20 protein-coding genes are annotated in these 19,552 nt (G+C 65.8%); 13 read left to right on the top strand and 7 right to left on the bottom strand.

From position 1 onward, the window contains the following. Window positions 1-38 precede the first annotated feature (38 nt). Window positions 39-953, bottom strand: coding sequence for an SDR family oxidoreductase (locus tag ACFJI2_RS02775; protein ID WP_377703658.1), 915 nt, complete (start codon window positions 951-953; stop codon window positions 39-41). 12 nt (window positions 954-965) lie between these two features. On the opposite strand from ACFJI2_RS02775, the gene ACFJI2_RS02770 reads away from it, so the two are divergent. The 4 genes from ACFJI2_RS02770 (at window position 966) to ACFJI2_RS02755 (ending at window position 4,512) form a co-directional block, all read left to right on the top strand. Then, on the top strand, window positions 966-1,991 hold the full coding sequence (locus ACFJI2_RS02770; protein ID WP_377703657.1) for a CDP-6-deoxy-delta-3,4-glucoseen reductase: 1,026 nt from the start codon (window positions 966-968) through the stop codon (window positions 1,989-1,991). A 115-nt stretch (window positions 1,992-2,106) separates the two neighbouring features. Next, window positions 2,107-3,360, top strand: a complete 1,254-nt coding sequence (locus ACFJI2_RS02765; protein WP_377703656.1) for an MFS transporter — start codon at window positions 2,107-2,109, stop codon at window positions 3,358-3,360. Window positions 3,361-3,372: 12 nt separating this feature from the next. After that, complete coding sequence (locus ACFJI2_RS02760; protein ID WP_377703655.1) at window positions 3,373-4,029, top strand: DUF1345 domain-containing protein; 657 nt, start codon at window positions 3,373-3,375, stop codon at window positions 4,027-4,029. A 111-nt stretch (window positions 4,030-4,140) separates the two neighbouring features. Further along, window positions 4,141-4,512 (top strand): HPF/RaiA family ribosome-associated protein, encoded by a 372-nt coding sequence (locus ACFJI2_RS02755; RefSeq protein WP_377703654.1) that lies wholly within the window; start codon window positions 4,141-4,143, stop codon window positions 4,510-4,512. Window positions 4,513-4,549: 37 nt separating this feature from the next. Here ACFJI2_RS02755 and ACFJI2_RS02750 read toward each other — a convergent pair whose 3' ends face one another. Then, window positions 4,550-5,329, bottom strand: a complete 780-nt coding sequence (locus ACFJI2_RS02750) for a helical backbone metal receptor (RefSeq protein ID WP_377703653.1) — start codon at window positions 5,327-5,329, stop codon at window positions 4,550-4,552. Window positions 5,330-5,452: 123 nt separating this feature from the next. Here ACFJI2_RS02750 and ACFJI2_RS02745 point away from each other — a divergent pair, with 123 nt between their 5' ends. Then, entirely contained in the window at window positions 5,453-6,436 is a 984-nt protein-coding gene (locus ACFJI2_RS02745; protein WP_377703652.1) for a GGDEF domain-containing protein, read from the top strand. A 70-nt stretch (window positions 6,437-6,506) separates the two neighbouring features. Here ACFJI2_RS02745 and ACFJI2_RS02740 read toward each other — a convergent pair whose 3' ends face one another. Continuing rightward, window positions 6,507-7,079, bottom strand: coding sequence for a DUF5610 domain-containing protein (locus ACFJI2_RS02740; RefSeq protein ID WP_377703651.1), 573 nt, complete (start codon window positions 7,077-7,079; stop codon window positions 6,507-6,509). 91 nt (window positions 7,080-7,170) lie between these two features. On the opposite strand from ACFJI2_RS02740, the gene sbcB reads away from it, so the two are divergent. Then, window positions 7,171-8,619, top strand: coding sequence for an exodeoxyribonuclease I (gene sbcB, locus ACFJI2_RS02735; protein WP_377703650.1), 1,449 nt, complete (start codon window positions 7,171-7,173; stop codon window positions 8,617-8,619). A gap of 91 nt (window positions 8,620-8,710) precedes the next feature. Here the strand turns inward: sbcB and pyrF are convergent, their stop codons facing one another. Then, on the bottom strand, window positions 8,711-9,535 hold the full coding sequence (pyrF, locus tag ACFJI2_RS02730) for an orotidine-5'-phosphate decarboxylase (protein ID WP_377703649.1): 825 nt from the start codon (window positions 9,533-9,535) through the stop codon (window positions 8,711-8,713). A gap of 80 nt (window positions 9,536-9,615) precedes the next feature. Here pyrF and ACFJI2_RS02725 point away from each other — a divergent pair, with 80 nt between their 5' ends. Continuing rightward, on the top strand, window positions 9,616-10,380 hold the full coding sequence (locus ACFJI2_RS02725) for a glucose 1-dehydrogenase (protein WP_028833868.1): 765 nt from the start codon (window positions 9,616-9,618) through the stop codon (window positions 10,378-10,380). Between the two features lie 360 nt (window positions 10,381-10,740). Further along, window positions 10,741-11,136, top strand: a complete 396-nt coding sequence (locus tag ACFJI2_RS02720) for a VanZ family protein (RefSeq protein ID WP_377703648.1) — start codon at window positions 10,741-10,743, stop codon at window positions 11,134-11,136. On the opposite strand, the gene ACFJI2_RS02715 is transcribed toward ACFJI2_RS02720, so the two are convergent. Further along, complete coding sequence (locus ACFJI2_RS02715; protein ID WP_377703647.1) at window positions 11,133-11,438, bottom strand: hypothetical protein; 306 nt, start codon at window positions 11,436-11,438, stop codon at window positions 11,133-11,135. The two genes, ACFJI2_RS02720 and ACFJI2_RS02715, sit on opposite strands and share 4 nt — an antisense overlap. A 152-nt stretch (window positions 11,439-11,590) precedes the next feature. Here ACFJI2_RS02715 and ACFJI2_RS02710 point away from each other — a divergent pair, with 152 nt between their 5' ends. Further along, complete coding sequence (locus ACFJI2_RS02710) at window positions 11,591-12,082, top strand: hypothetical protein (protein WP_377703646.1); 492 nt, start codon at window positions 11,591-11,593, stop codon at window positions 12,080-12,082. A 7-nt stretch (window positions 12,083-12,089) separates the two neighbouring features. Here ACFJI2_RS02710 and ACFJI2_RS02705 read toward each other — a convergent pair whose 3' ends face one another. Then, a complete protein-coding gene (locus tag ACFJI2_RS02705) occupies window positions 12,090-13,055 on the bottom strand; it encodes a TraB/GumN family protein (protein WP_028833872.1) in 966 nt (321 codons plus the stop codon). Between the two features lie 222 nt (window positions 13,056-13,277). Further along, a complete protein-coding gene (locus tag ACFJI2_RS02700) occupies window positions 13,278-14,786 on the bottom strand; it encodes a dipeptidase (RefSeq protein WP_377703645.1) in 1,509 nt (502 codons plus the stop codon). 107 nt (window positions 14,787-14,893) lie between these two features. On the opposite strand from ACFJI2_RS02700, the gene ACFJI2_RS02695 reads away from it, so the two are divergent. The 4 genes from ACFJI2_RS02695 to ACFJI2_RS02680 all read left to right on the top strand — a co-directional run bounded on the left by ACFJI2_RS02695 (window position 14,894) and on the right by ACFJI2_RS02680 (window position 19,545). Continuing rightward, window positions 14,894-15,904: an LLM class flavin-dependent oxidoreductase gene (locus tag ACFJI2_RS02695; RefSeq protein ID WP_377703644.1), complete on the top strand. Its 1,011-nt coding sequence runs from the start codon at window positions 14,894-14,896 to the stop codon at window positions 15,902-15,904. A gap of 73 nt (window positions 15,905-15,977) precedes the next feature. Beyond that, window positions 15,978-17,444 carry a hypothetical protein gene (locus ACFJI2_RS02690; protein ID WP_377703643.1) on the top strand — a complete coding sequence of 489 codons (1,467 nt, stop codon included), beginning with the start codon at window positions 15,978-15,980 and terminating at the stop codon, window positions 17,442-17,444. Window positions 17,445-17,637: 193 nt separating this feature from the next. After that, the gene (locus ACFJI2_RS02685; RefSeq protein WP_377705791.1) at window positions 17,638-18,792 is read left to right on the top strand and encodes an MFS transporter; all 1,155 of its coding nucleotides are present in this window, start codon (window positions 17,638-17,640) and stop codon (window positions 18,790-18,792) included. 111 nt (window positions 18,793-18,903) lie between these two features. Continuing rightward, window positions 18,904-19,545, top strand: a complete 642-nt coding sequence (locus tag ACFJI2_RS02680; protein WP_028833831.1) for a hydrolase — start codon at window positions 18,904-18,906, stop codon at window positions 19,543-19,545. The last annotated feature ends 7 nt before the right edge of the window (window positions 19,546-19,552 follow it).

Below are 19,552 nucleotides of genomic sequence, written 5' to 3'. Positions count from 1 at the left end.
GTTTATTTATTATGTGCTTTTTTGCTTACACCTGCCTTTCAGTGGGCGCCTGCGGTGCGCAGCTGTTGTAGGCAGTCCACAACGCGCGCATAGCGCAAACGAACGCCCAGTTCGCTTTTCAGCCGCGTGTTGCGCATGCGGCGCGACTCCGACATGAACGACAGCAAGGCCGGCGTGACCACCGCCGCCAGCTCCGCGCGCGGCAGGCGCGGCGGACGCGGCAGGTCGAAGGCGTCCGCCACGGCGTCGAAGTACTCGGCCATTTTCATGTCGCTGTCGTCCACCGCGTGGTAGACGCGGTTCGCCCTGCCCTTGCTGAGCGCGCGCACGATGATGCGGGCCAGGTCGTCCGCGTGGATGTGGTTGGTATACACGTCGTCGCGCTCCAGCAGCGCCGGCGTGCCCAGTTCCAGGCGCTTGAGCGGCAGCCGGTCGGCCGCGTAAATGCCGGGCACGCGCAGGATGGACAGGGTGCCGCCGCTGCGCACGGCCCAGCGCCGCAGCACCTGCTCGGCGTCCACGCGGCGCAGCGCGCGCGCGTTGTGCGGCGCCACCGGCCGGCTTTCGTCGAACCACGCGCCGCCGCAATCCCCGTAAACGCCGGTGGTGCTAATGTAAACCACGCGCCCGCCCTCGGGTAAAATGGCGGCCACGCGGCGGCTGCGGCGGTCCAGCTTGCCCTCGGCCGGCGGCGGCGCCAAGTGCACCACGGTATCGGCCAGGCCTTTCAGGCGGCGCAAACTGGCCGGGTCGTCCAGGTCGGCCACCACGGGCACGGCGCCGGCCGCGCGCAATTCCGCGCGGCGCTCCGGCTGGCTGGTGACAGCGAAAATGCGGTACTGCGCGCGCAGCAAGGGCAGCAAGCGCATGCCGACGTCGCCGCAGCCGAGCACCAGCAGGCGCGGGCGGGAGATTTTTTTAGTGTGCAAGATATTGGTTTCCAAGATATTCATTTGAAGGATTGTATGACTTTCCAGATTACTGTTCAGCCCAGCGGCCACCAATTCGCCTGCGACGCGGACGAAACCGTCCTCGCGGCAGCCATGCGCGCCGGCGTCGGGCTGCCGTACGGCTGCAAGAACGGCGCCTGCAGCTCGTGCAAGGGCAAGGTCATTGCCGGCAGCGTGACGCACAAGCCGCACCAGGTGCGCGCGCTCACGCCGGAAGAAGAAGCGGCCGGCATGTCGCTGTTCTGCTGCGCCATCCCGCAGGCCGACCTGGTGATCGAAGCGCGCGAAGTGGCCGGCAGCGGCGACTACCCGGTCAAGAAAATGCCGTCGCGCGTCTCCACCATCGAAAAAGTGGCGCCGGACGTGGTGGTGATCTCGCTGCAGCTGCCGGCCAATGAAACGCTGCAATTCCGCGCCGGCCAGTACATCGAATTCCTGCTGCGCGACGGCAAGCGCCGCAGCTACAGTGTGGCCACCGCACCGGACAACGGCCCCATCACGCTGCACATCCGCCACATGCCGGGCGGCCTGTTCACCGACCAGGTCTTCAGCACCATGAAAGAGCGCGACATCCTGCGCTTCGAAGGCCCGCTGGGCACCTTCTTCGTGCGCGACGACAGCGACAAGCCCATGGTGCTGCTGGCCTCGGGCACCGGCTTCGCGCCGATCAAGGCCATCGTCGAGCACCTGGTGCAGACCGGCTCCACGCGCAAGATGGCGCTGTACTGGGGCGGCCGCCGCCCGCAAGACCTGTACATGGACGCGCTGTGCCGCGAATGGGCCGCCAGGCTGCCCAACTTCCAGTACGTGCCGGTGGTCTCGAACGCCGAAGCGGAAGACAACTGGAGCGGCCGCAGCGGCTTCGTGCACCAGGCCGTGATGGCCGACCTGCCCGACCTGTCCGGCCACCAGGTCTACGCCTGCGGCGCCCCCATCATGGTCGAATCCGCCAAGCGCGACTTCGTCGCCCAATGCGGCCTGCCGGCCGACGAATTCTACGCCGACGCCTTCACCTCCGAAGCCGACCTCGCCAACCCTTAGCAAGCTGAGCCGCATTCGGGGTCAGACCCCGAATGCGGCTCAGGCCGGCTGACGGCAAGCGGGGTGGTCTGACATCTGGCACAATGACGGGCTACGCCAGCCTGTCATCGCTCCCATGTCTTCCTCCGCAGCCAACGGTTTTTCCGTCCTCAAGCACCGCAATTTCGCTTTTTACCTGTCCGCGCGCGTGCTCGGCACGCTGGCCGTGCAGATGCAGCACGTGGCCATCGGCTGGCATGTCTACGCGCTGACCGGCAACCTGTATGACCTGGGCCTGATCGGCCTGGCGCAGTTCGCGCCCTTCCTGCTGCTGATCCTGCCGGCCGGCCACGTGGCGGACCGCTACAACCGCCGCAACATCATCGCCTTCTGCCTGGCCGCGCAGCTGCTGTGCGGCTTGCTGCTGCTGGGCTTCACGCTGACCGGGCTGGGCATCGTCTGGCCGGTGTTCCTCATCCTGACGCTGTTCGGCAGCGCGCGCGCTTTCATGATGCCGGCCACGCAGGCGGTGCTGGTGAACATGGTGCCGGCCGAGGACTTCAGCAAGGCCGTCGCGCTCAGTTCGTCCACGTTCCATATCGCCGTCATCCTCGGTCCCACGCTGGGCGGCCTGCTGTATTTCTACGGCGCCACCACGGTGTTCCTGGCCGCGTCCGCGCTGCTGGTGGTGGCGGTGGCACTGATGTGCATGACCAAGGCCGCCCCGCAGGCGGTGAACAAGGAGCCGGCCAGCTGGCACAGCGTGCTGGAAGGCTTGCGCTTTGTGCTGTCGCGCCCGGTGGTGCTGGGCGCCATGTCGCTGGACCTGTTCGCGGTGCTGTTCGGCGGCGCCACCGCCCTGCTGCCGGCGCTGGCGGCGGACGTGCTGCATGTCGGCCCGAGCGGCCTGGGCCTGCTGCGCACCGCGCCCGGCGTGGGTGCCGCGCTGTGCTCGGTGGCGCTGGCGTTTTTCCCCATCACGCGCCGCGTCGGCTTGTGGATGTTCGGCGGCGTGGCGCTGTTCGGCGCCTGCACCGTGCTGCTGGGTTCGACCACCAGCTTTGTGCTCGCACTGCTGGCCTTGCTGCTCATGGGCGCGGGCGACATGATCAGCGTCTACGTGCGCCACCTGCTGGTGCAGTATGAAACGCCGGATGCGATCCGCGGCCGCGTGAGCGCCGTCAACGCGGTGTTCATCGGCGCCTCCAACGAGCTGGGCGAGTTCGAGTCCGGCGTCACGGCCGGCTGGTTCGGCCTGACGCGCGCGGTGGTGTTCGGCGGCGCCGCCACGCTGGCCGTCACCGGCCTGTGGACGGTGCTGTTCCCGGTGCTGTCGCGCATGGACCGTTTCCCGCACGCAGAACGCGAGGCGCAAGCCCAAGCCGCTTGATATGATGTCCGGATGAAAATATTCCCGGACCTGATACACCGCCGCCCCCACCTCGCCGTCGCCATCGCGCTGGGCGCGCTGACCGGCCCCTTCCTGCCCGAGAGCTGGCGCCTGGTGACGCGCATCCTGGCCGGCTGGGACGCGGCGGTGTGGGCCTACCTGCTCACCATGGGCTGGATGATGATGCGGGCCGACCACCGCAAGGTCAAGCGCGTGGCCGCCGCCGAAGACGAGCGCGGCCCCATGATCCTGGCCGTGCTGTGCGTTGCGGCGGTGATCAGCCTGATGGCCATCGTGTCCGAACTGGCGGTGCTGCACGGCCAGCCGCTCAAGGAACACCTGCTGGAGTACGCGCTGGTGGGCCTGACGCTGATCGGCTCCTGGTTCCTGCTCGGCACCCTGTTCTGCTTCCACTACGCCCACCTGTACTACAAGACCACGCCCAACGCCCGCCCGCTGCAATTTCCCGGCGAGCACCACGAACCCGACTACTGGGACTTCCTGTACTTCTCCTTCACCATCGCGGTGGCCGCGCAGACCTCGGACGTGGCGGTGCGCAGCGCCGGGCTGCGCAAGCTGGTGCTGGGCCAGTCGGTGCTGAGCTTCTTCTTCAACCTCTTCATATTGGGGCTGTCCGTCAATATTGCAGCAGGCTTGATGAATAACTGAAAATAAATATGTTCCTTGCGGCAATGGACTAGCAAGCCGCGCCAAAAGGAGTAAGATGGTCTCGCGTCCCCTTCACACGGGTACGCTTTGATGAACAAACGGGAGCAGTATATGCAGATCAAAGTCAACACCGATAAGACCATCGAACGTCATGCGGGCCTGGATGACCATGTACAAACCGTCGTCACCGCAGCCATCAGCCGCTTTGCCGAGCACATTACCCGCGTCGAAGTCCACCTGAGCGACAACAACAGCCAGAAATCGGTCGACGGCGACAATCGTTGCCTCATGGAAGCCCGCGTCACCGGCTACCAGCCCATCGCGGTCAGCGACCATGCCGCCACCCTGCATCAAGCCATCAGCGGCGCCGCCGACAAACTGAAGCGCGCCATCGACAGCGCCCTGGGCCGCCTGTACGACAAGCGCAACGTGCCGCTGTCGCAAGCCGTGTCGGAAGCAGCCGACGAAGAAACCACCGAATAATTCCACCACAGGCCGCCGGCCAGCCAGCCCTGGATGACTAGGGCTGCGTCAGCCGGCGCAGGTAAGCCAGCCCCTGCAGCGCGCGGCTGCCGTACCACGACATCATCTCCCCATCCACCAGTTGCACCGGCTTGCCGATCTGGCGTTCCAGCGCGTCCACGTGCGCCTCCGTGAAACGGTAGGGCTCGGACGACAGCAGCACCTGGTCGATCTGCGCCAGCAGTGCCGGCGTCCAGTCGAAGCGCGGATAGCGCTCCGTGCCCAGCTGCGGCACGCGCCAGCCGATCTCGGCCAGCATGCGCGCGATGTAGGTGTCGGCGGATATGCTCATCCACGGGTCTTGCCAGATGCAGTACAGCACGGTCTGCGGCGGCGGCTTCGGCATCGATTGCAGCTGCGCGTATTCGGCCTCGAACGCCGCGCACCAGGCTTCGGCCTTGTCCTGCGCGCAGAAGATGCCGCCCATCAGCCGCGCCAGCGCCAGGTTGTCGCGCGGCGCCAGCGGATGCGTCACCACCACGTGCGGCACGAACTCAGCCAGCGCGTCGGCGGTCGGCTTCTCGTTCTCGTCGATATTGACAATAACGTGGGTGGGCGCGAGCTTGCGGATTTTCTCCAGGTTCACGTCCTTGGTACCGCCCACCTTGGCAATCGCGCGCACCGTGTCGGCCGGGTGGATGCAGAATCCGGTACGGCCCACCAGTTGCCCGGCCAGCCCGAGCTCGCACAGCAGCTCGGTAATGGACGGCACCAGCGAGACGATGCGGGCGGCGGGATCGGCGGGATGCGGCTGTCCCAGGGCGTCGGTATAAATCATCAGGCAATCTAGGCGTGGTTCGTCGCGGTATTGAAACACAAAGCGGTGCGGCAACGCTAGCGGCGGCACGGTTTGCGCTATGATTTGCCTGACAGTATCCAATATTTTTCTTCGGACTTTATCTTGAAGCAGATCAGCACTTTTGGCGCATCCACCTACCGGATCGAGGACTTGCAGCTGTTCCGCGATTCCGACGCCGCGCTGGCGGCGCGCTCGCTGGCGCACTGCCCCGTGGTGCAGTTGCAGCAGGGCGAATCGGTGGCCGACACCAGCCGCGCGCGCCTGTACATCGTGCTCAGCGGGGCGCTGTCGGTGACGGCCGACACCCGCACCGGCATGGCCGACGGCACCGTCAGCAAGGTGCTGCCGGGCGAGAGCGTGGGCGAACAGTCGGTGCTGGACGAGGAAGCCAACCTGTCGGCCATGACCGCGCTGGAGACCAGCGAGCTGGTAGTGGTGGAGGCCGAAATCGTGTGGCGCCTGATCGACGAATCGAACGGCGTGGCGCGCAACCTGCTGCGCCTGCTGTCTTTCCGCATCCGCGCCGCCAACGCGCAGCTGCGCCGGCGCCAGAAGCTGGGCGAGTTCTACCGCCAGATGTCGATGATAGATGGCCTCACCGGCCTGTACAACCGCGCCTGGCTGAACGACCTGCTGCCGGAGATGGTGGCCAGCGCGCACGGCGCCGGCAAGCCGCTGTCGCTGATCATGATCGACCTGGACCACTTCAAGCAGTTCAACGACAGCCATGGCCACCTGGCCGGCGACCAGGCGCTGCGCGCTGCCGCGCAAGTGCTGAGCGGCGCGCTGCGGCCGTCCGATTGCGCGGTGCGCTACGGCGGCGAGGAATTGATGGTGCTGCTGCCGGACACCAGCGACAAGGTGGCCGTGGTGGTGGCCGAACGGCTGTGCGAACGCATCCGCCAGGCGGTGGTGTTCCGCGACATGCGCGTGCCGCTGCCGCACCTGACCGCGTCGCTGGGCGTGGCCAGCCTGCTGCCGGGCCAGGACGACCATGGCCTGATCGCCACCGCCGACGCAGCGCTGTACCGCGCCAAGGACGGCGGCCGCAACCAGGTGGCGGTGCAGGAATCGCTGTTTTCGTAGGGCGGGTTAGCGTAGCGTAACCCGCCGGAGCCGCCGGCCACGCTGGCGGGTTACGCTGCGCTAACCCGCCCTACCCGCCACCGGCAGCCGGCGCCTCACCGGCGCGCTTGCCGGCCGCGAAATCCTGCAGCCCCTGCCGCACCAGCTCGTACGTCTTGTCGATATTGCTTGAAATATCGCCCTTCAGCACCTGCAAGCCGTCCAGGATGCCGCGCGCTTCCTTGAAGCCCTGGTCGACGCCGCCCTGGATGGTATCCATGAACTTCTGCAGCACGGCCTCGTCGTCCATGCCCTTGTTCTGCGCCTTGAAGGCATCGAAAAACGCCGTGCTGAGCGACACGATGCGGCCCGCCGTGCCTTCCGGCGAGTTGTCCTGCCCCGTGGCGTTCTCGATGGCATTCGGCCCGAAATCCGGCGCCAGCGCCTCGTTGATGCCGGTCAGCGCCGATTTGTACAGCAGCGCCAGCGGTTCGTTGCCGGAACTGATGGCCACCGACATGGACGCCTGCACGATCGCCGTGTTGAGCTGCTGCCTGGCCTGCACGCGCGGCGGCGCGGCCACCGCCCCGCTGCGCGCCGTGTCGTCCGCGCCGGGCAGCTCGGCAACTTTGCCGCCGGACTTCAACGAAGTGGGATTTACCATAATCACTCTCCTTGTTTGCGCCATTCCCCTTTATCATATCGGCCAGAAAGCGGCGAACTGTAGCCGTACCTCCGACAAATAGAACGAATCCATGAGCCAGCAAACTTTCCTTTGGCATGACTATGAAACCTTCGGCGCGCAGCCGCGCCGCGACCGCCCAGCCCAGTTTGCCGCCATCCGCACCGATGCCGACCTGAACGAGATAGGCGAGCCTATCATGCTGTACTGCCAGCCGGCGCCCGACTTCCTGCCGGACCCGGTGTCCTGCCTGATCACCGGCATCACGCCGCAGCAATGCCTGGAATGGGGCGTGCCGGAGCACAAGTTCGCCGCCACCATCGAGCAGGCCTTCTCCCAGCCCGGCACCGTGGGCGTGGGCTACAACACCATCCGTTTCGATGATGAAGTGACACGCTTCCTGTTCTGGCGCAACCTGATCGACCCGTATGCGCGCGAATGGCAGAACCAGTGCGGCCGCTGGGACTTGCTGGACGTGGTGCGCATGACCTATGCGCTGCGCCCGGAAGGCATCGAGTGGCCGACCCGCGAAGATGGCAAGCCCAGCTTCCGCCTGGAGCACCTGGCGGCCGCCAACGGCCTGCTGCACGAGTCCGCGCACGATGCGCTGTCGGACGTGCGCGCCACCATCGCGCTGGCGCGCCTGATCAAGCAGAAGCAGCCCAAGCTGTGGGACTTCTGCTTCGCGCTGCACAAGAAGGACCGCGTGGCCGACGAGATCGGCATGCATCTGCTGCCGCACTTGCGCCAGCCTTTCCTGCACGTGTCCGGCATGTTCCCTGCCGAGCGCGGCTGCATCGGCCTGGTGTGGCCGCTGGGCACGCACCCGACCAACAAAAACGAAATCATCGTCTGGGACTGCGCCTACGACCCGAGCGAGCTGTACGGACTGGACGCGGACACGGTGCGCCTGCGCATGTTTACCCGCAGCAGCGAGCTGCCGGAAGGCGTGACGCGCCTGCCGATCAAGAGCGTGCACCTGAACAAGTCGCCCATGCTGGTGTCCAACCTGAAGACCCTGTCGCCGGCCATGGCGGCGCGCTGGGGCATCGACGTGGAAGCGGCCAGGCGCAACGCGCAGACGGCGGCGGCCGGGCCGGACCTGGGCGCGCTGTGGGCGCAGGTCTACCACCGCCCGGGCGCGGCCGAGGAAACCGATGTGGACGAGGATCTGTACGGGGGCTTTGTCGGCAAGGACGACCGTCGCCTGCTGGACGCGATGCGCAAGGAATCGCCAGCCAAGCTGGCCATGATGACGCCGCCGTTCGACGACCAGCGCCTGGGCGAGCTGGTGTTCCGCTACCGCGCGCGCAACTTCCCGCAGACCCTGAGCGAGCAGGAAGCCGAGCACTGGGAAGCGCACCGCGCCGCGCGCCTGTTCGACGGCGCGGCGGGGGCGCGGACGGTGGAGCAGCTGTTCGGCGAGATCGACCATCTGTCCGAAACCGCAGACGAGCGCAGCGAGGAAATCCTCGGCGCGCTCTACGATTACGCGGAGATGGTGGCGCCGCAGCGCTATTGACGGCCCCGGCGGGTTACGGCGCGATGCGCCCCCGCGGCTATGCTTCGGCCGTAGGGCGGGTTAGCGGCGCAGCCGCGTAACCCGCCAATGCTCAGCCCGCGCGATGCGCGTTGATCGCGTCGCGGGTTTCCTGCGCCACGCGGCGCGCGGCCATGGCGAAATCCTCACCCGGCTGCTGCGCCGCATACAAAATGGCGCGCGAGGAATTGATCATCATGCCGGTGCCGTTCGCGGTGCGCCCCGCCTTCACGGTCGCGGCCACGTCGCCGCCCTGCGCGCCGACGCCCGGCACCAGCAGCGGCATGTCGCCGATGATCGCGCGCACCTGCGCCAGCTCTTCAGGGAAGGTGGCACCCACCACCAGCGCGCACTGGCCGTTGGCGTTCCACTTCTCCGCCACCAGGCGCGCCACGTGCTGGTACAGCGGCTTGCCGTCCACGTTCAGGAACTGCAGGTCCGACCCGCCCGCGTTCGACGTGCGGCACAGGATGATGACGCCCCGGTCCGCCCACTCCATGTACGGCTCCACCGAATCCGAACCCATGTAGGGGCTCACCGTCACCGCGTCCGCGCCGTAGCGGTCGTAGGCTTCGCGCGCGTACTGGCGCGCCGTGGCGCCGATGTCGCCGCGCTTGGAGTCCAGGATCAGCGGGATGTGCGGGTAGTGCGCGCGCGCGTAGGCGCAGATGTCTTCCAGCTGGCGTTCCGCGCTCAGCGCGGCGAAATAGGCGATCTGCGGCTTGAAGGAGCAGGCCAGGTCGGCCGTCGCGTCGATGATCTCTTTGCAGAAATTGAAGATGCCGTTCGGGTCTTGCCGGAACTGGGCCGGCAGCTTGTCCATGTCGGGATCGAGGCCGACGCACAGCAGGGAGTCGTTGGCCGTCCATGCGGCATTGAGCTTGTTAATGAAATTCACGGCGACCCCTCCAATTAAAATGCAAACCCGCCATTATAGCGCGGAGTAAAATTCGTCCATCATCGACACAGGAAGCAGATATGAAACTATCCCAAAAAGTAGCCATCGTCACCGGCGCCACCCAGGGCATCGGCCTCGCCTGCGCGCAGCGGCTGATCGCCGAGGGCGCCAAGGTCATGCTGGTGGACATCAAGCCGGAAGGCGTGCAGGCCGCCGAGGCGCTGGGCGACGCGGCCCGCTTCTACACCGCCGACGTGAGCCAGAAGGCCGACGTGGATGCGCTGGTGGCCGAAACCGTCGCCGTGTTCGGCCGCATCGACATCCTGATCAACAACGCCGGCGTGACCCACAAGGCCGATTTCCTCGACCTGACCGAGGACGATTTCGACCGCGTGATGCGCATCAACCTGAAATCGATGTTCCTGTGCAGCCAGGCCGTGGCACGCCAGATGGTCAAGCAGCACAGCGGCTGCATCATCAATATGTCCAGCGTGAACTCGGAGCTGGCCATTCCCGACCAGGTGCCTTACGTGGTGTCCAAGGGCGGCATCAACCAGCTGACCAAGGTGATGGCGCTGAACCTGGCCCAGCACGGCATCCGCGTGAACGGCATCGGCCCCGGCACCATCCTGACCGAACTGGCCAAGAAAGCCGTGCTGGGCAGCCCGGAGGCGCGCCACACCATCCTGTCGCGCACGCCGATGGGCCGCTGCGGCGAGCCGGAGGAAGTGGCGTCCATCGCCGCCTTCCTGGCCAGCGACGACGCCAGCTACATGACGGGCCAGACGCTGTACGTGGACGGCGGCCGTCTGGCGCTGAACTACACGGTGCCTGTCAAGGAGTGAGTTATATAGAAAACTTATGTCTGTTATCGAAAACGAAAATTAGACATATATGCGGCGGCGCAGCATAATTACACCTGTCTCCACTATTCTCCTCCAAGATAATAGTTTTAAGCCCGCTTTCACCAGCGGGCTTTTTTTTTGCTCAAAATTTTTGCTGCCCACTTGAGATATGTCATGGTGGCGTCATATGGAGCATGTAAAGTTGCTTCATCTGCTGCACATGCAACCGATATGCGTGGCAAGCAGAACGGTGCGCCCAGCGCGCACCACCCGAATTCTCTGCTCTCTTGACCCGGATATGGGTTTTTCGGCCCGCTTTAATCAGCGGGCATTTTTTTTGCCCCGTGCTATCCTTGCGCCATGCGTTCCCTACTTCAGCAAGTTGTCCTCACCTCCGCCCACGCCAACTTGCGCTACCGCGCGGCGCTGGTGCTGTACCTGATGATATTGGTGCTCGGCTCCATCCCCGGCGCGCGCAGCGACATCGGCGCGGTGGCTTCCGGCCTGGTGCTGCATTCCTGCGCCTATGCCGGCCTGACCTTTTTGTTGTTTACCGGCAGTAGCGGCAGCGCGGCGGTGCGCGCCACCAAGGCGGTGCTGACCATCATGGCCATGGGCGCGCTCGACGAACTCGTGCAGAGCTTCCTGCCCTACCGCCATGGCGCGGTATCGGACTGGGCGGTGGACACCTCCGCCGCCCTCGTCACTGCCAGCATCATGTGGCTGCTGTGGAGCCGCAACAAGGTCGCGGCCTAGCCCGGCTCGTCTTTCCGTTCCGGGCACTGCTGGCCGAATTCCAGCTCGCGCTGCCGGCTCCTCACATCCATGCCTATCTTGCGCAGGATGGCGCGGGTCTGCCGCTTGCGGCTGGCGCACGCCAGGCTGCCCGCCGCCCGCTCCACGTCCAGCCGCATTTCCAGCAGTTGCTCGGCTTTCGCCAGGCGCACCAGCCCTTGCAGCGCCTGCGCGTACACGTGGCGCTGGCGCATTTCCGACTGCAGCCCGCAGGTAGCTGCAACCAAATCCTCGATCACCCTGTCCGTCCTGCGTTTAAACATAGCCTTTTCCTATGAGTTTCTGACACGCAATTATGGCCATGCATTCGGGGCCATAATTTGATATGCATCAAGGGTGCGCGCTTCGGCCGGAACCGCTGGAATAATAGGAACTCCAAACTATTCGAGCGCACGCTCGTTTAACGGAGACCATCATGAAGACAAAAATCACTGTAGTGGCTTGCGCCCTGATCGCGCTGGCCGGCTGCGCCTCGGATCGCAGCGCATCAATGGCAAGTGACAGCGGCACCAGCATGGGCAGTAGCAGCGGCAGCAGCAGCATGGGCAGCACCGGCAGCAGCTTGGGCAGTACCACCACCAGCAGCAGTATGGGCAGCACCGGCACCACGGCCAGCGCAAGCTCGCAGGACAGCCGCAGCACCGGGAGCAGCATGGCGCAAACCGGCAGCGCAAGCGGCGTGGTCCAGACCATAGACCAGATCACGCGGCAGGACGCCACATCCATGGGCTTGTCCGCCGGCGCCGCAGCAGCGGGCGGCAGCATGGGTTCGCCCACCGACAAGGTCTACCGCGTCACGCTGCGCCTGGACGACGGCACCACACAAACCGTGGTATCGGAAAGCATGCCCAGCTACAAGACCGGGGACCGTGTGCGCTACGCCAACGGCAGCGTGACGCGCGAATAGCGGCGCTTCAGTAGATCTGCTCAACCTGGTAGCCGCGCTGGCGCAGCAGTTCGGGCACGCCCTGCTCGCCCAGCAGATGCAGCAAGCCGACGCCGACGAACGCGGTCTGGTCCGCCTTCATGATGTGCTCGATCGACGCGGCCATCTCGGGGTTGCGCTTGCCCAGCAGGGTACGGTCCATGAATGCGGCGGACACGCTGTCGCCGCTGACCATGGATTGCCAGGCCGCGTTGATGCCGGGCGCGTCTGCCTTGCTCCAGGCGTCAATCAGGCCGGCGGTCTTTTTCAGCGACACGCCGCTGGCCAACTCGGCCAGGTTTTCGCGCAGATACGTTTCCTGCTGCGCATCGTTCATGGAAGCGAACAGGCCCAGCTGGTAATCGGCGCTCTCCAGTTCGCGCAGCGGCTTGTCATGCTGCGCGGCTTCCTTCAGCAGGAACTGCTCCACGCCCTGGCTGCGTGTATAGCCGTTGCGTTCGATTTCCGCGCCGATCAGCAGGTTGGCCAGCAGCCAGGGGCGGTATTGCTCCAGGTTGTCCAGCGACATGCCGGCGCGCGCCAAGGCCTGCTGCAGCAAGGCCAGCGTGTCGCGCGACAGATGGTGGCGGATCGAATCGCCTTTCGGATAGCGGCCGTGCGCCGCCAGCGCCTGCTGGAACGGTTCGCTGGCGCGCACGTCCAGTTCCAGCACCAGCGCATTCGAATCGGCCAGCGCGCGCGTCACCTGCGGCTCCAGCGGGAAAAAACCCTGCTTGCCCGCATGCACGGTGCCGAACAGATAGCTCGTGCGGCCGTCATATTGCACCTTGAACAGCGCACCGCGGCGCGGCGCCGCCTCCTCCACCGACGCCGCAATGGCGCCCACCGGCTGGGTATGCGCGCTCAGCTCCATGTCGGCGGCAAACGCGGCCTGGCTGGCGGGCTGGCAAACAGCAAACAGCAATGCACAAACTGACAATAATTTACGTGGCATGCAAAGTCCCTTGCCGGGATCGTTGGCGATCCGGCATCCCAAATAGTGAAAGTGAAAAGATGAGGTTTCGGTAAGAAGCGGCGTGAAAGTAAGCCTTATTGCTGCTGATAGTAAGGCTTATTTTTCCGCGAGGGAATACGTATCGGCACGTAGCGGGCAAAAAAAATGCGGCGCACCAACAAAGGTGCGCCGCGCCGATAACAAGCTGATACTAAAAGCGGATTAACGTGCCAGTTCGACCAGCACAGCCGTGTACATTTGCAGGTTCAGCAGCAACTGTTTGGTGGTGATGAACTCGTGCTCGGAGTGGCCGGTGTAGGCCGTGCCCGGCATGGCGGGACCGAAGGCCACCGCTTTCGGGAACAGGCGCGAGTTGGTGCCGCCGCCGATCGATATCGGTTTGGCATTCTGGATGCCGGTGTAATGCGAGAACACGTCCAGCAGCACCGGCACCTGCGGCGCATCGGCCTGCACCCACGGCTCGCCGATCTGCATGGCGATGGACGCTTGCGGCACATGGGTGCGCTTCCACTCGTCGAATGCCTGCTGGAATTCGCCCTGCAGCTGCGCCGTGGCCTTGCCTTTCGGACGGCGCAGGTTGATGTTCAGCTCGATGCCGCCATCCTTTTGCTTGAGCACGGTAGGCGCCACCGTCATCGGCCCCATGAAGTCGTCACGGTAAGCCACCTTGCCGAAACGCTCGCCGTGGATGCCGGTGCCCACCAGGTCGTTCAGCAGGGTCACCATGCCGGCGGCGGCGGTGGCTTTCCAGGGCTGCACCTTGAGCGCGTCCGCCAGCATGCTGATGGCGTTCACGCCGTCTTCCGGCTTGGACGAGTGCGCCGACACGCCCAGCGCGGTGATTTTCAGGTCGCGGCCCTGCCACGCGTACTGGTAGCGCATGCCCTTCTGCGCGGCGGCGCGCGCGCGGATCTGCTTTTCCAGCGCCGGCGTGGCATTGCCGATCACGGCGCTGGCATCCTCGGGGATCTGGCTGCCGAAGAAGCCGCCGGCGAATTCGCGCAGCAGCGGGCCTTTCGCCGACGCCGGCGCGGGCAGCGCAGGCACGGTCACTTTCACGGCGCCCCAGCCCTTCTCGGCCGTCACCACCGGATACTCGGCGTCCAGCGTGATGTTCATCTGCGGCGGGGTGTGGTCCTTCAGGAAGGCTTCCAGCGGCGCCCAGTCCGATTCCTCGGCCATGTAGACGTACAGCTCCAGGCGCTTCTTCAGCGCCACCTTCTGGTCCTTGATGGCCCTCATCGCGTACATGGCGGTGGCGATCGGCCCCTTGTCGTCCTCCGAACCGCGCGCGATCAGGCGGCCCGGCTCGCTGGTGCTGTCCAGTTCAAAGGGCGACTTGGCCCACTTGGCCGGATTCACCGGCTGCACGTCGCCGTGCGTAATGATGCCGACGCGCTCGGCACTGTCGCCCAGGCCGATCACCACCACATAGCCGTGGTCCTGGTAGTCCAGGCCCAGGCGCGCGGCTTCTTCCTTCAGCAGCTGCTTGAAGCCGAGGTGCTGCGGGTTCTTGTCGGCCGGGATGGCCGGATCGGCCACCGTGTTGTAGCTGACCATGGCGGCCAGCGCGGCAGTCATTTGCTGTGGATAGGTTTCTACGGCGTAGCGGGCGGTGGCGGTGGCGGCATCGCTCAGTGCGGCGGCTTGCACGCTCGGATAGAGCGCGGCTTGCGCCAGCATGGTCATCAAGGCAATTTTCTTCAGCATGACGTCTGTTCAGTCCCCTGTGTTATGGTTTTGCAAGTGTAGCGGAAAGGCCATGAGCGCGTCAGGGCCTTCATTGAAACCCGGCTTGCCGTCGCCATATCCCTGCCATGACTCCATTTTCCATACTCGACCTCTCCCCCATCGCCCAGGGCAGCAATGCCTCCGCCTCGCTGCGCAACACGCTCGACCTGGCGCAGCACGGCGAACGCTGGGGCTACAACCGCTACTGGCTGGCGGAACATCACGGCATGCCGGGCATCGCCAGCGCCGCCACCTCGGTGGTGATGGCGCACGTGGCGGCCGGCACCAGCACCATCCGCGTAGGCGCCGGCGGCATCATGCTGCCGAACCATTCGCCGCTGGTGATCGCCGAGCAGTTCGGCACGCTCGAAGCGCTGCATCCGGGCCGCATCGACCTGGGCCTGGGCCGCGCCCCCGGCTCCGACCAGACCACGGCGCGCGCCCTGCGCCGCAGCCTGGCGTCGGACGCGGACGAATTCCCGCAGGACGTGCTGGAGCTGCAGGACTACATGTCCGACGCGCCGCGCCAGCACGTGCTGGCCGTACCCGGCAAGGGCGCCAAGGTGCCGCTGTGGATACTGGGGTCCAGCCTGTTCGGCGCGCAGCTGGCGGCGCACCTCGGCCTGCCCTATGCGTTCGCCTCCCACTTCGCGCCGGCGCAAATGATGCAGGCGGTGGCGCTGTACCGCGCCAATTTCAAGCCGTCCGCGCAGCTGGAGCGGCCCTACGTGATGCTCGGCTTTAACGTGTTTGCGGCAGACACGGACGAAGAGGCGCAACTGCTGGCCACGTCCATGCAACAGGCCTTCGTCAACCTGCGCACCGGCCGGCCGTCGCAGCTGCCGCCGCCGCTGGCGAACTACCGCCAGACCCTGGGCCAGCAGGAAAACGCCATGCTGGATTCGGTGCTGTCGTGCTCGGCAATCGGCTCGCCGGAGACAGTGGCCACGCAGCTGCAAGGCTTCATCAACACCGCCCAGCCGGACGAGCTGATGATCACCTCGCAGATCTTCGAGCACAGCAAGCGCCTGCGCTCGTACGAGATCACGGCCGACCTCCGCAAGCGGATTGAGCCTGCGCAAACGCGCACGCCTTAAGCATTGCTGTAGCTCTCCTGCCTGCTTAACTGGAACAGGGCAAGCTCGCCCGGCCAAGCAGCAGGAGAGTGCCATGAAGATACCCACCGCCACGGGCAGCACCGTCGCCGCCTTCGCCATCCGCATCGCCACCCTGGCCGCCGCAGCCGCCATCGCGGCGGCGGCCTTCGCCGCCGCCGCGCGCGCCCCCGAAGCGCAGCAAACCCCGCCCGGCTCGCCCACGCCGCCGGCCGAGCGCCCCACCAGCTACATGAAGGTGGACATCACCGAAGACTTCAGCGTCACGCTGGCGCGCATGCGGGCCGCGCGCGAAGGGCTGATGCAGCGCCAGCGCGAACTGCTGGCCCAGCGCTACGACCTGGCCAACCGCCCCAGCGGCGCCACCATGTTCCGCGGCAAGCCGGTGCAAAGCGGCGTGCGCGTCAAGCTGCCGCCCGGCGCCAGCTGGCAGCGCCTGGCCGAACTGAGTCCCGACGAGATCCGCGCGCGCGACCTGTTCCCGGCCGGCTTCCTGCCGCTGCCCCATCCCAACCACGCCGAAGGCGGCATGCTGTTCCCGCACTTTGAAATCGACGAGCTTAAACGCCAGGAGCAGCGCGACCTGGCCCGCTTTGACCTCGATTTCGACCTGCCCGACCATTTCCTGCCCGAGTTCCCCGCGCCCATCTTCCTGACCACGCGGCCCGACCTGGGCGACGTCTCCGGCGGCAAGCTGCTCACCATCGACAACTTCCACGGCATGTTCAACGGCCTGCTCAATCCCAAGCAGCTCGAAGGCCTGCGCCTGCTGCTCACGCCCTTCCCGCAGCAGCAGTTCAACCAGACCGAAGACCGCCGCTCCGAGCGGCCCAGCCGCGGCGTGGCCTGCCTGGACTGCCACTCCAACGGCCACAGCAACGGCGCCACCCATCTGGTGGGCGACATCCGCCCGCAGATCTTCCGCCACCGCATCGACACGCCCACCTTGCGCGGCGTGAACATCCAGCGCCTGTTCGGCTCGCAGCGCGCGCTGAAGACGGTGGAAGACTTCACCGAGTTCGAACAGCGTGCCGCCTACTTCGACGGCGACCCGGTGATCGCCACCAAGAAAGGCATCAACCCGCTCGAGCGCGGCAGCCAGGTGCACTTCATGGCCGAATTCCAGGAACTGCTGGACTTTCCGCCCGCGCCCAAGCTGGGCATCAACGGCAAACTCGACCCGAAAAAAGCCAGCGAAGCCGAGCTGCGCGGCCAGGCGCTGTTCTTCGGCAAGGCCCAGTGCTCGACCTGCCACGCCGCGCCCTATTACACCGACAACCTGATGCACAACCTGAAGGCGGAGCGCTTCTACAAGCCACGGATCGTCAACGGCATGATGGCCACGGCCGACGGTCCCATCAAGACCTTCCCGCTGCGCGGCATCAAGGAATCCCCGCCCTACTTGCACGACGGCCGCCTGCTGACCCTGGAAGACACGGTGGAATTCTTCAACCTCATCCTGGAAACCAGGCTCAGCGACAAAGAAAAAGCCGACCTCACCGCCTTCCTGCGCACGCTTTGAGGCGCAGCTCATGCAGTGCCGGATATACCTCCCATATCCGGCCCCTTCCTGCAGAGATCGGGATTCCCTACTACAATGTTTGTCCGGCTGCGCCCGCTTTTACCACACGCAGGGCGCGGCACTTGTAGTACGCATCCAGGAGTCCCCGTTGACCACCAACCAAACCCTCGCCGTGCCCGGGATTTCCCGCGGCATGGTACTGCTGCTGGCGACCGCCACCGGCCTCATCGTCGCTAATCTGTACTACGCGCAACCGCTTGTCGGCCCCATCAGCCGCGCCACCGGCCTGTCCGCAGGCGCGGCCGGCCTGATCGTCACGCTCACGCAAATCGGCTACTGCCTCGGCATGGTCTTCATCGTGCCGCTGGGCGACTTGATGGAAAACCGGCGCCTGATCGTCACCTGCCTGGGCGCCACCTCGGCCGCGCTGATGGTGGCCGCCAGCACCAGCAACGCCGGGCTGTTCCTGGCCGCCGCGCTGTGCATCGGCCTCGGCTCGGTGGCCGCGCAAGTGGTAGTGCCGTTCGCGTCCCACCTGGCGCCGCCGCACACGCGCGGCCAGACCGTGGGCAAGGTCGTGTCCGGCCTGCTGATGGGCATCATGCTGGCGCGGCCCGTGTCCAGCCTCGTGACCGACGCGCTGAACTGGCACGCGATCTTCGTGCTGTCCTCCATCGGCACCGCGCTGCTGGCGGTGCTGCTGCACTACAAGCTGCCCAAGCGCCAGCCGGTGTCCGCCATGCGCTACGGCGCGCTGCTGGCCTCGCTGTGGAAGCTGCTCAAGGCCACGCCCATCCTGCGCCGCCGCGCCGCCTACCAGGCCTGCATGTTCGGCGCCTTCAGCCTGTTCTGGACCACGGTGCCGCTGGTGCTGTCCACGCCCTACTTCAACCTGTCGCAAACCGGCATCGCCATCTTCGCGCTGGCCGGCGTGGCCGGCGCCATCGCCTCGCCCTACGCCGGCCGCCGCGCCGACCACGGCAAGAGCCGCTCCACCACCGGCATGGCGCTGGCCGCCGCGGTAATCGCCTTCGGCACGCCGCTGCTGCTGCACGGCGGGCGCGTATTCGACCTGGCATTGCTGGTGGCCGCCTCCATCGTGCTGGACGCAGGCGTCTCGGCCAGTCTGGTCACCGGCCAGCGCGCCATCTTCGCGCTCGGCGAGGAAGTGCGCAGCCGCCTGAACGGCCTGTACATGGCCATCTTCTTCTGCGGCGGCGCCATCGGTTCCTCGCTCGGCGCATGGATGTATGCGCATCACGGCTGGCACGGCGTGCTGCTGACCGGGCTCGCCTTCCCGCTCATCGCCTCGCTGGTCTACGCCACCGAGTTTATCGGCAAGGAATAGCGCTCTCCCCTAAGCAAGAGCAAGGGCAGTCCTTATAGCAGACGTGCGAACAAGGCAAAGCTGGCAAAGTGCGAACGTACTTTGCCACCCCTACTTTTCAAGGAGAGAACGATGTCCTACAACACCCTGCTCAACCCGCAAGACTGCGTACTGGCCCTGATCGACCACCAGCCGCAAATGCTGTTCGGCACCATGTCGCACGAACGCACCGCCCTCTTGCACAATGCGCAGATCCTGGCCAAGACCGCCAAGCTGTTCGGCGTGCCGACCATCCTCACCACCATCGCCTCCGAAACCTTCAGCGGCCACCTGATCCCGGAAATCCAGTCCGTGTTCCCGGACCAGAAACCGATCGACCGCACCTCGATGAACTCGTGGGAAGACGAGGGCTTCAAGGCAGCGATCAAGGCCACCGGCCGCAAGCGCGTCATCATCGCCGGCCTGTGGACCGAAGTATGCGTGACCTTCCCCACGCTGCAAATGCTGGCTGAAGGCTACGAAATCTTCGTGCCGACCGACGCCTGCGGCGACACCACGGTGGAAGCGCACGAGCGCGCCGTGCAGCGCATGATCCAGGCCGGCGCCACGCCGACCAACTCGCTGCAATGGATGTGCGAACTGCAGCGCGACTGGGCGCGCGGCGAAACCTACGACGGCTGCATGGACATCTTCAAAGCCCACTCCGCCTACGGCATCGGCGTGCGCTACGCCAAGCAAATCCTCGGCGAACACGCCAACGAAGGCGGCAAGTAAGCCCCCC

This window comes from Pseudoduganella sp. UC29_71 (assembly GCF_042693265.1).
Classification (GTDB): Bacteria; Pseudomonadota; Gammaproteobacteria; order Burkholderiales; family Burkholderiaceae_D; genus Rugamonas.
This window is presented reverse-complemented; position numbering and strand designations above follow the sequence as displayed.

Bases quoted from the DNA above. Each gene is read 5' to 3' on its own strand.
- ACFJI2_RS02740 (WP_377703651.1), bottom strand. From the start codon at position 7,079: ATGGTAAATCCCACTTCGTTGAAGTCCGGCGGCAAAGTTGCCGAGCTG.
- ACFJI2_RS02775 (WP_377703658.1), bottom strand. From the start codon at position 953: ATGAATATCTTGGAAACCAATATCTTGCACACTAAAAAAATCTCCCGC.
- ACFJI2_RS02715 (WP_377703647.1), bottom strand. From the start codon at position 11,438: ATGTTTAAACGCAGGACGGACAGGGTGATCGAGGATTTGGTTGCAGCT.
- ACFJI2_RS02700 (WP_377703645.1), bottom strand. From the start codon at position 14,786: ATGCTGAAGAAAATTGCCTTGATGACCATGCTGGCGCAAGCCGCGCTC.
- ACFJI2_RS02710 (WP_377703646.1), top strand. From the start codon at position 11,591: ATGAAGACAAAAATCACTGTAGTGGCTTGCGCCCTGATCGCGCTGGCC.
- ACFJI2_RS02680 (WP_028833831.1), top strand. From the start codon at position 18,904: ATGTCCTACAACACCCTGCTCAACCCGCAAGACTGCGTACTGGCCCTG.
- ACFJI2_RS02750 (WP_377703653.1), bottom strand. From the start codon at position 5,329: ATGATTTATACCGACGCCCTGGGACAGCCGCATCCCGCCGATCCCGCC.
- ACFJI2_RS02720 (WP_377703648.1), top strand. From the start codon at position 10,741: ATGCGTTCCCTACTTCAGCAAGTTGTCCTCACCTCCGCCCACGCCAAC.
- ACFJI2_RS02705 (WP_028833872.1), bottom strand. From the start codon at position 13,055: ATGCCACGTAAATTATTGTCAGTTTGTGCATTGCTGTTTGCTGTTTGC.
- ACFJI2_RS02685 (WP_377705791.1), top strand. From the start codon at position 17,638: ATGGTACTGCTGCTGGCGACCGCCACCGGCCTCATCGTCGCTAATCTG.
- sbcB (WP_377703650.1), top strand. From the start codon at position 7,171: ATGAGCCAGCAAACTTTCCTTTGGCATGACTATGAAACCTTCGGCGCG.
- ACFJI2_RS02755 (WP_377703654.1), top strand. From the start codon at position 4,141: ATGCAGATCAAAGTCAACACCGATAAGACCATCGAACGTCATGCGGGC.
- ACFJI2_RS02760 (WP_377703655.1), top strand. From the start codon at position 3,373: ATGAAAATATTCCCGGACCTGATACACCGCCGCCCCCACCTCGCCGTC.
- ACFJI2_RS02770 (WP_377703657.1), top strand. From the start codon at position 966: ATGACTTTCCAGATTACTGTTCAGCCCAGCGGCCACCAATTCGCCTGC.
- ACFJI2_RS02725 (WP_028833868.1), top strand. From the start codon at position 9,616: ATGAAACTATCCCAAAAAGTAGCCATCGTCACCGGCGCCACCCAGGGC.
- ACFJI2_RS02695 (WP_377703644.1), top strand. From the start codon at position 14,894: ATGACTCCATTTTCCATACTCGACCTCTCCCCCATCGCCCAGGGCAGC.
- ACFJI2_RS02690 (WP_377703643.1), top strand. From the start codon at position 15,978: ATGAAGATACCCACCGCCACGGGCAGCACCGTCGCCGCCTTCGCCATC.
- ACFJI2_RS02765 (WP_377703656.1), top strand. From the start codon at position 2,107: ATGTCTTCCTCCGCAGCCAACGGTTTTTCCGTCCTCAAGCACCGCAAT.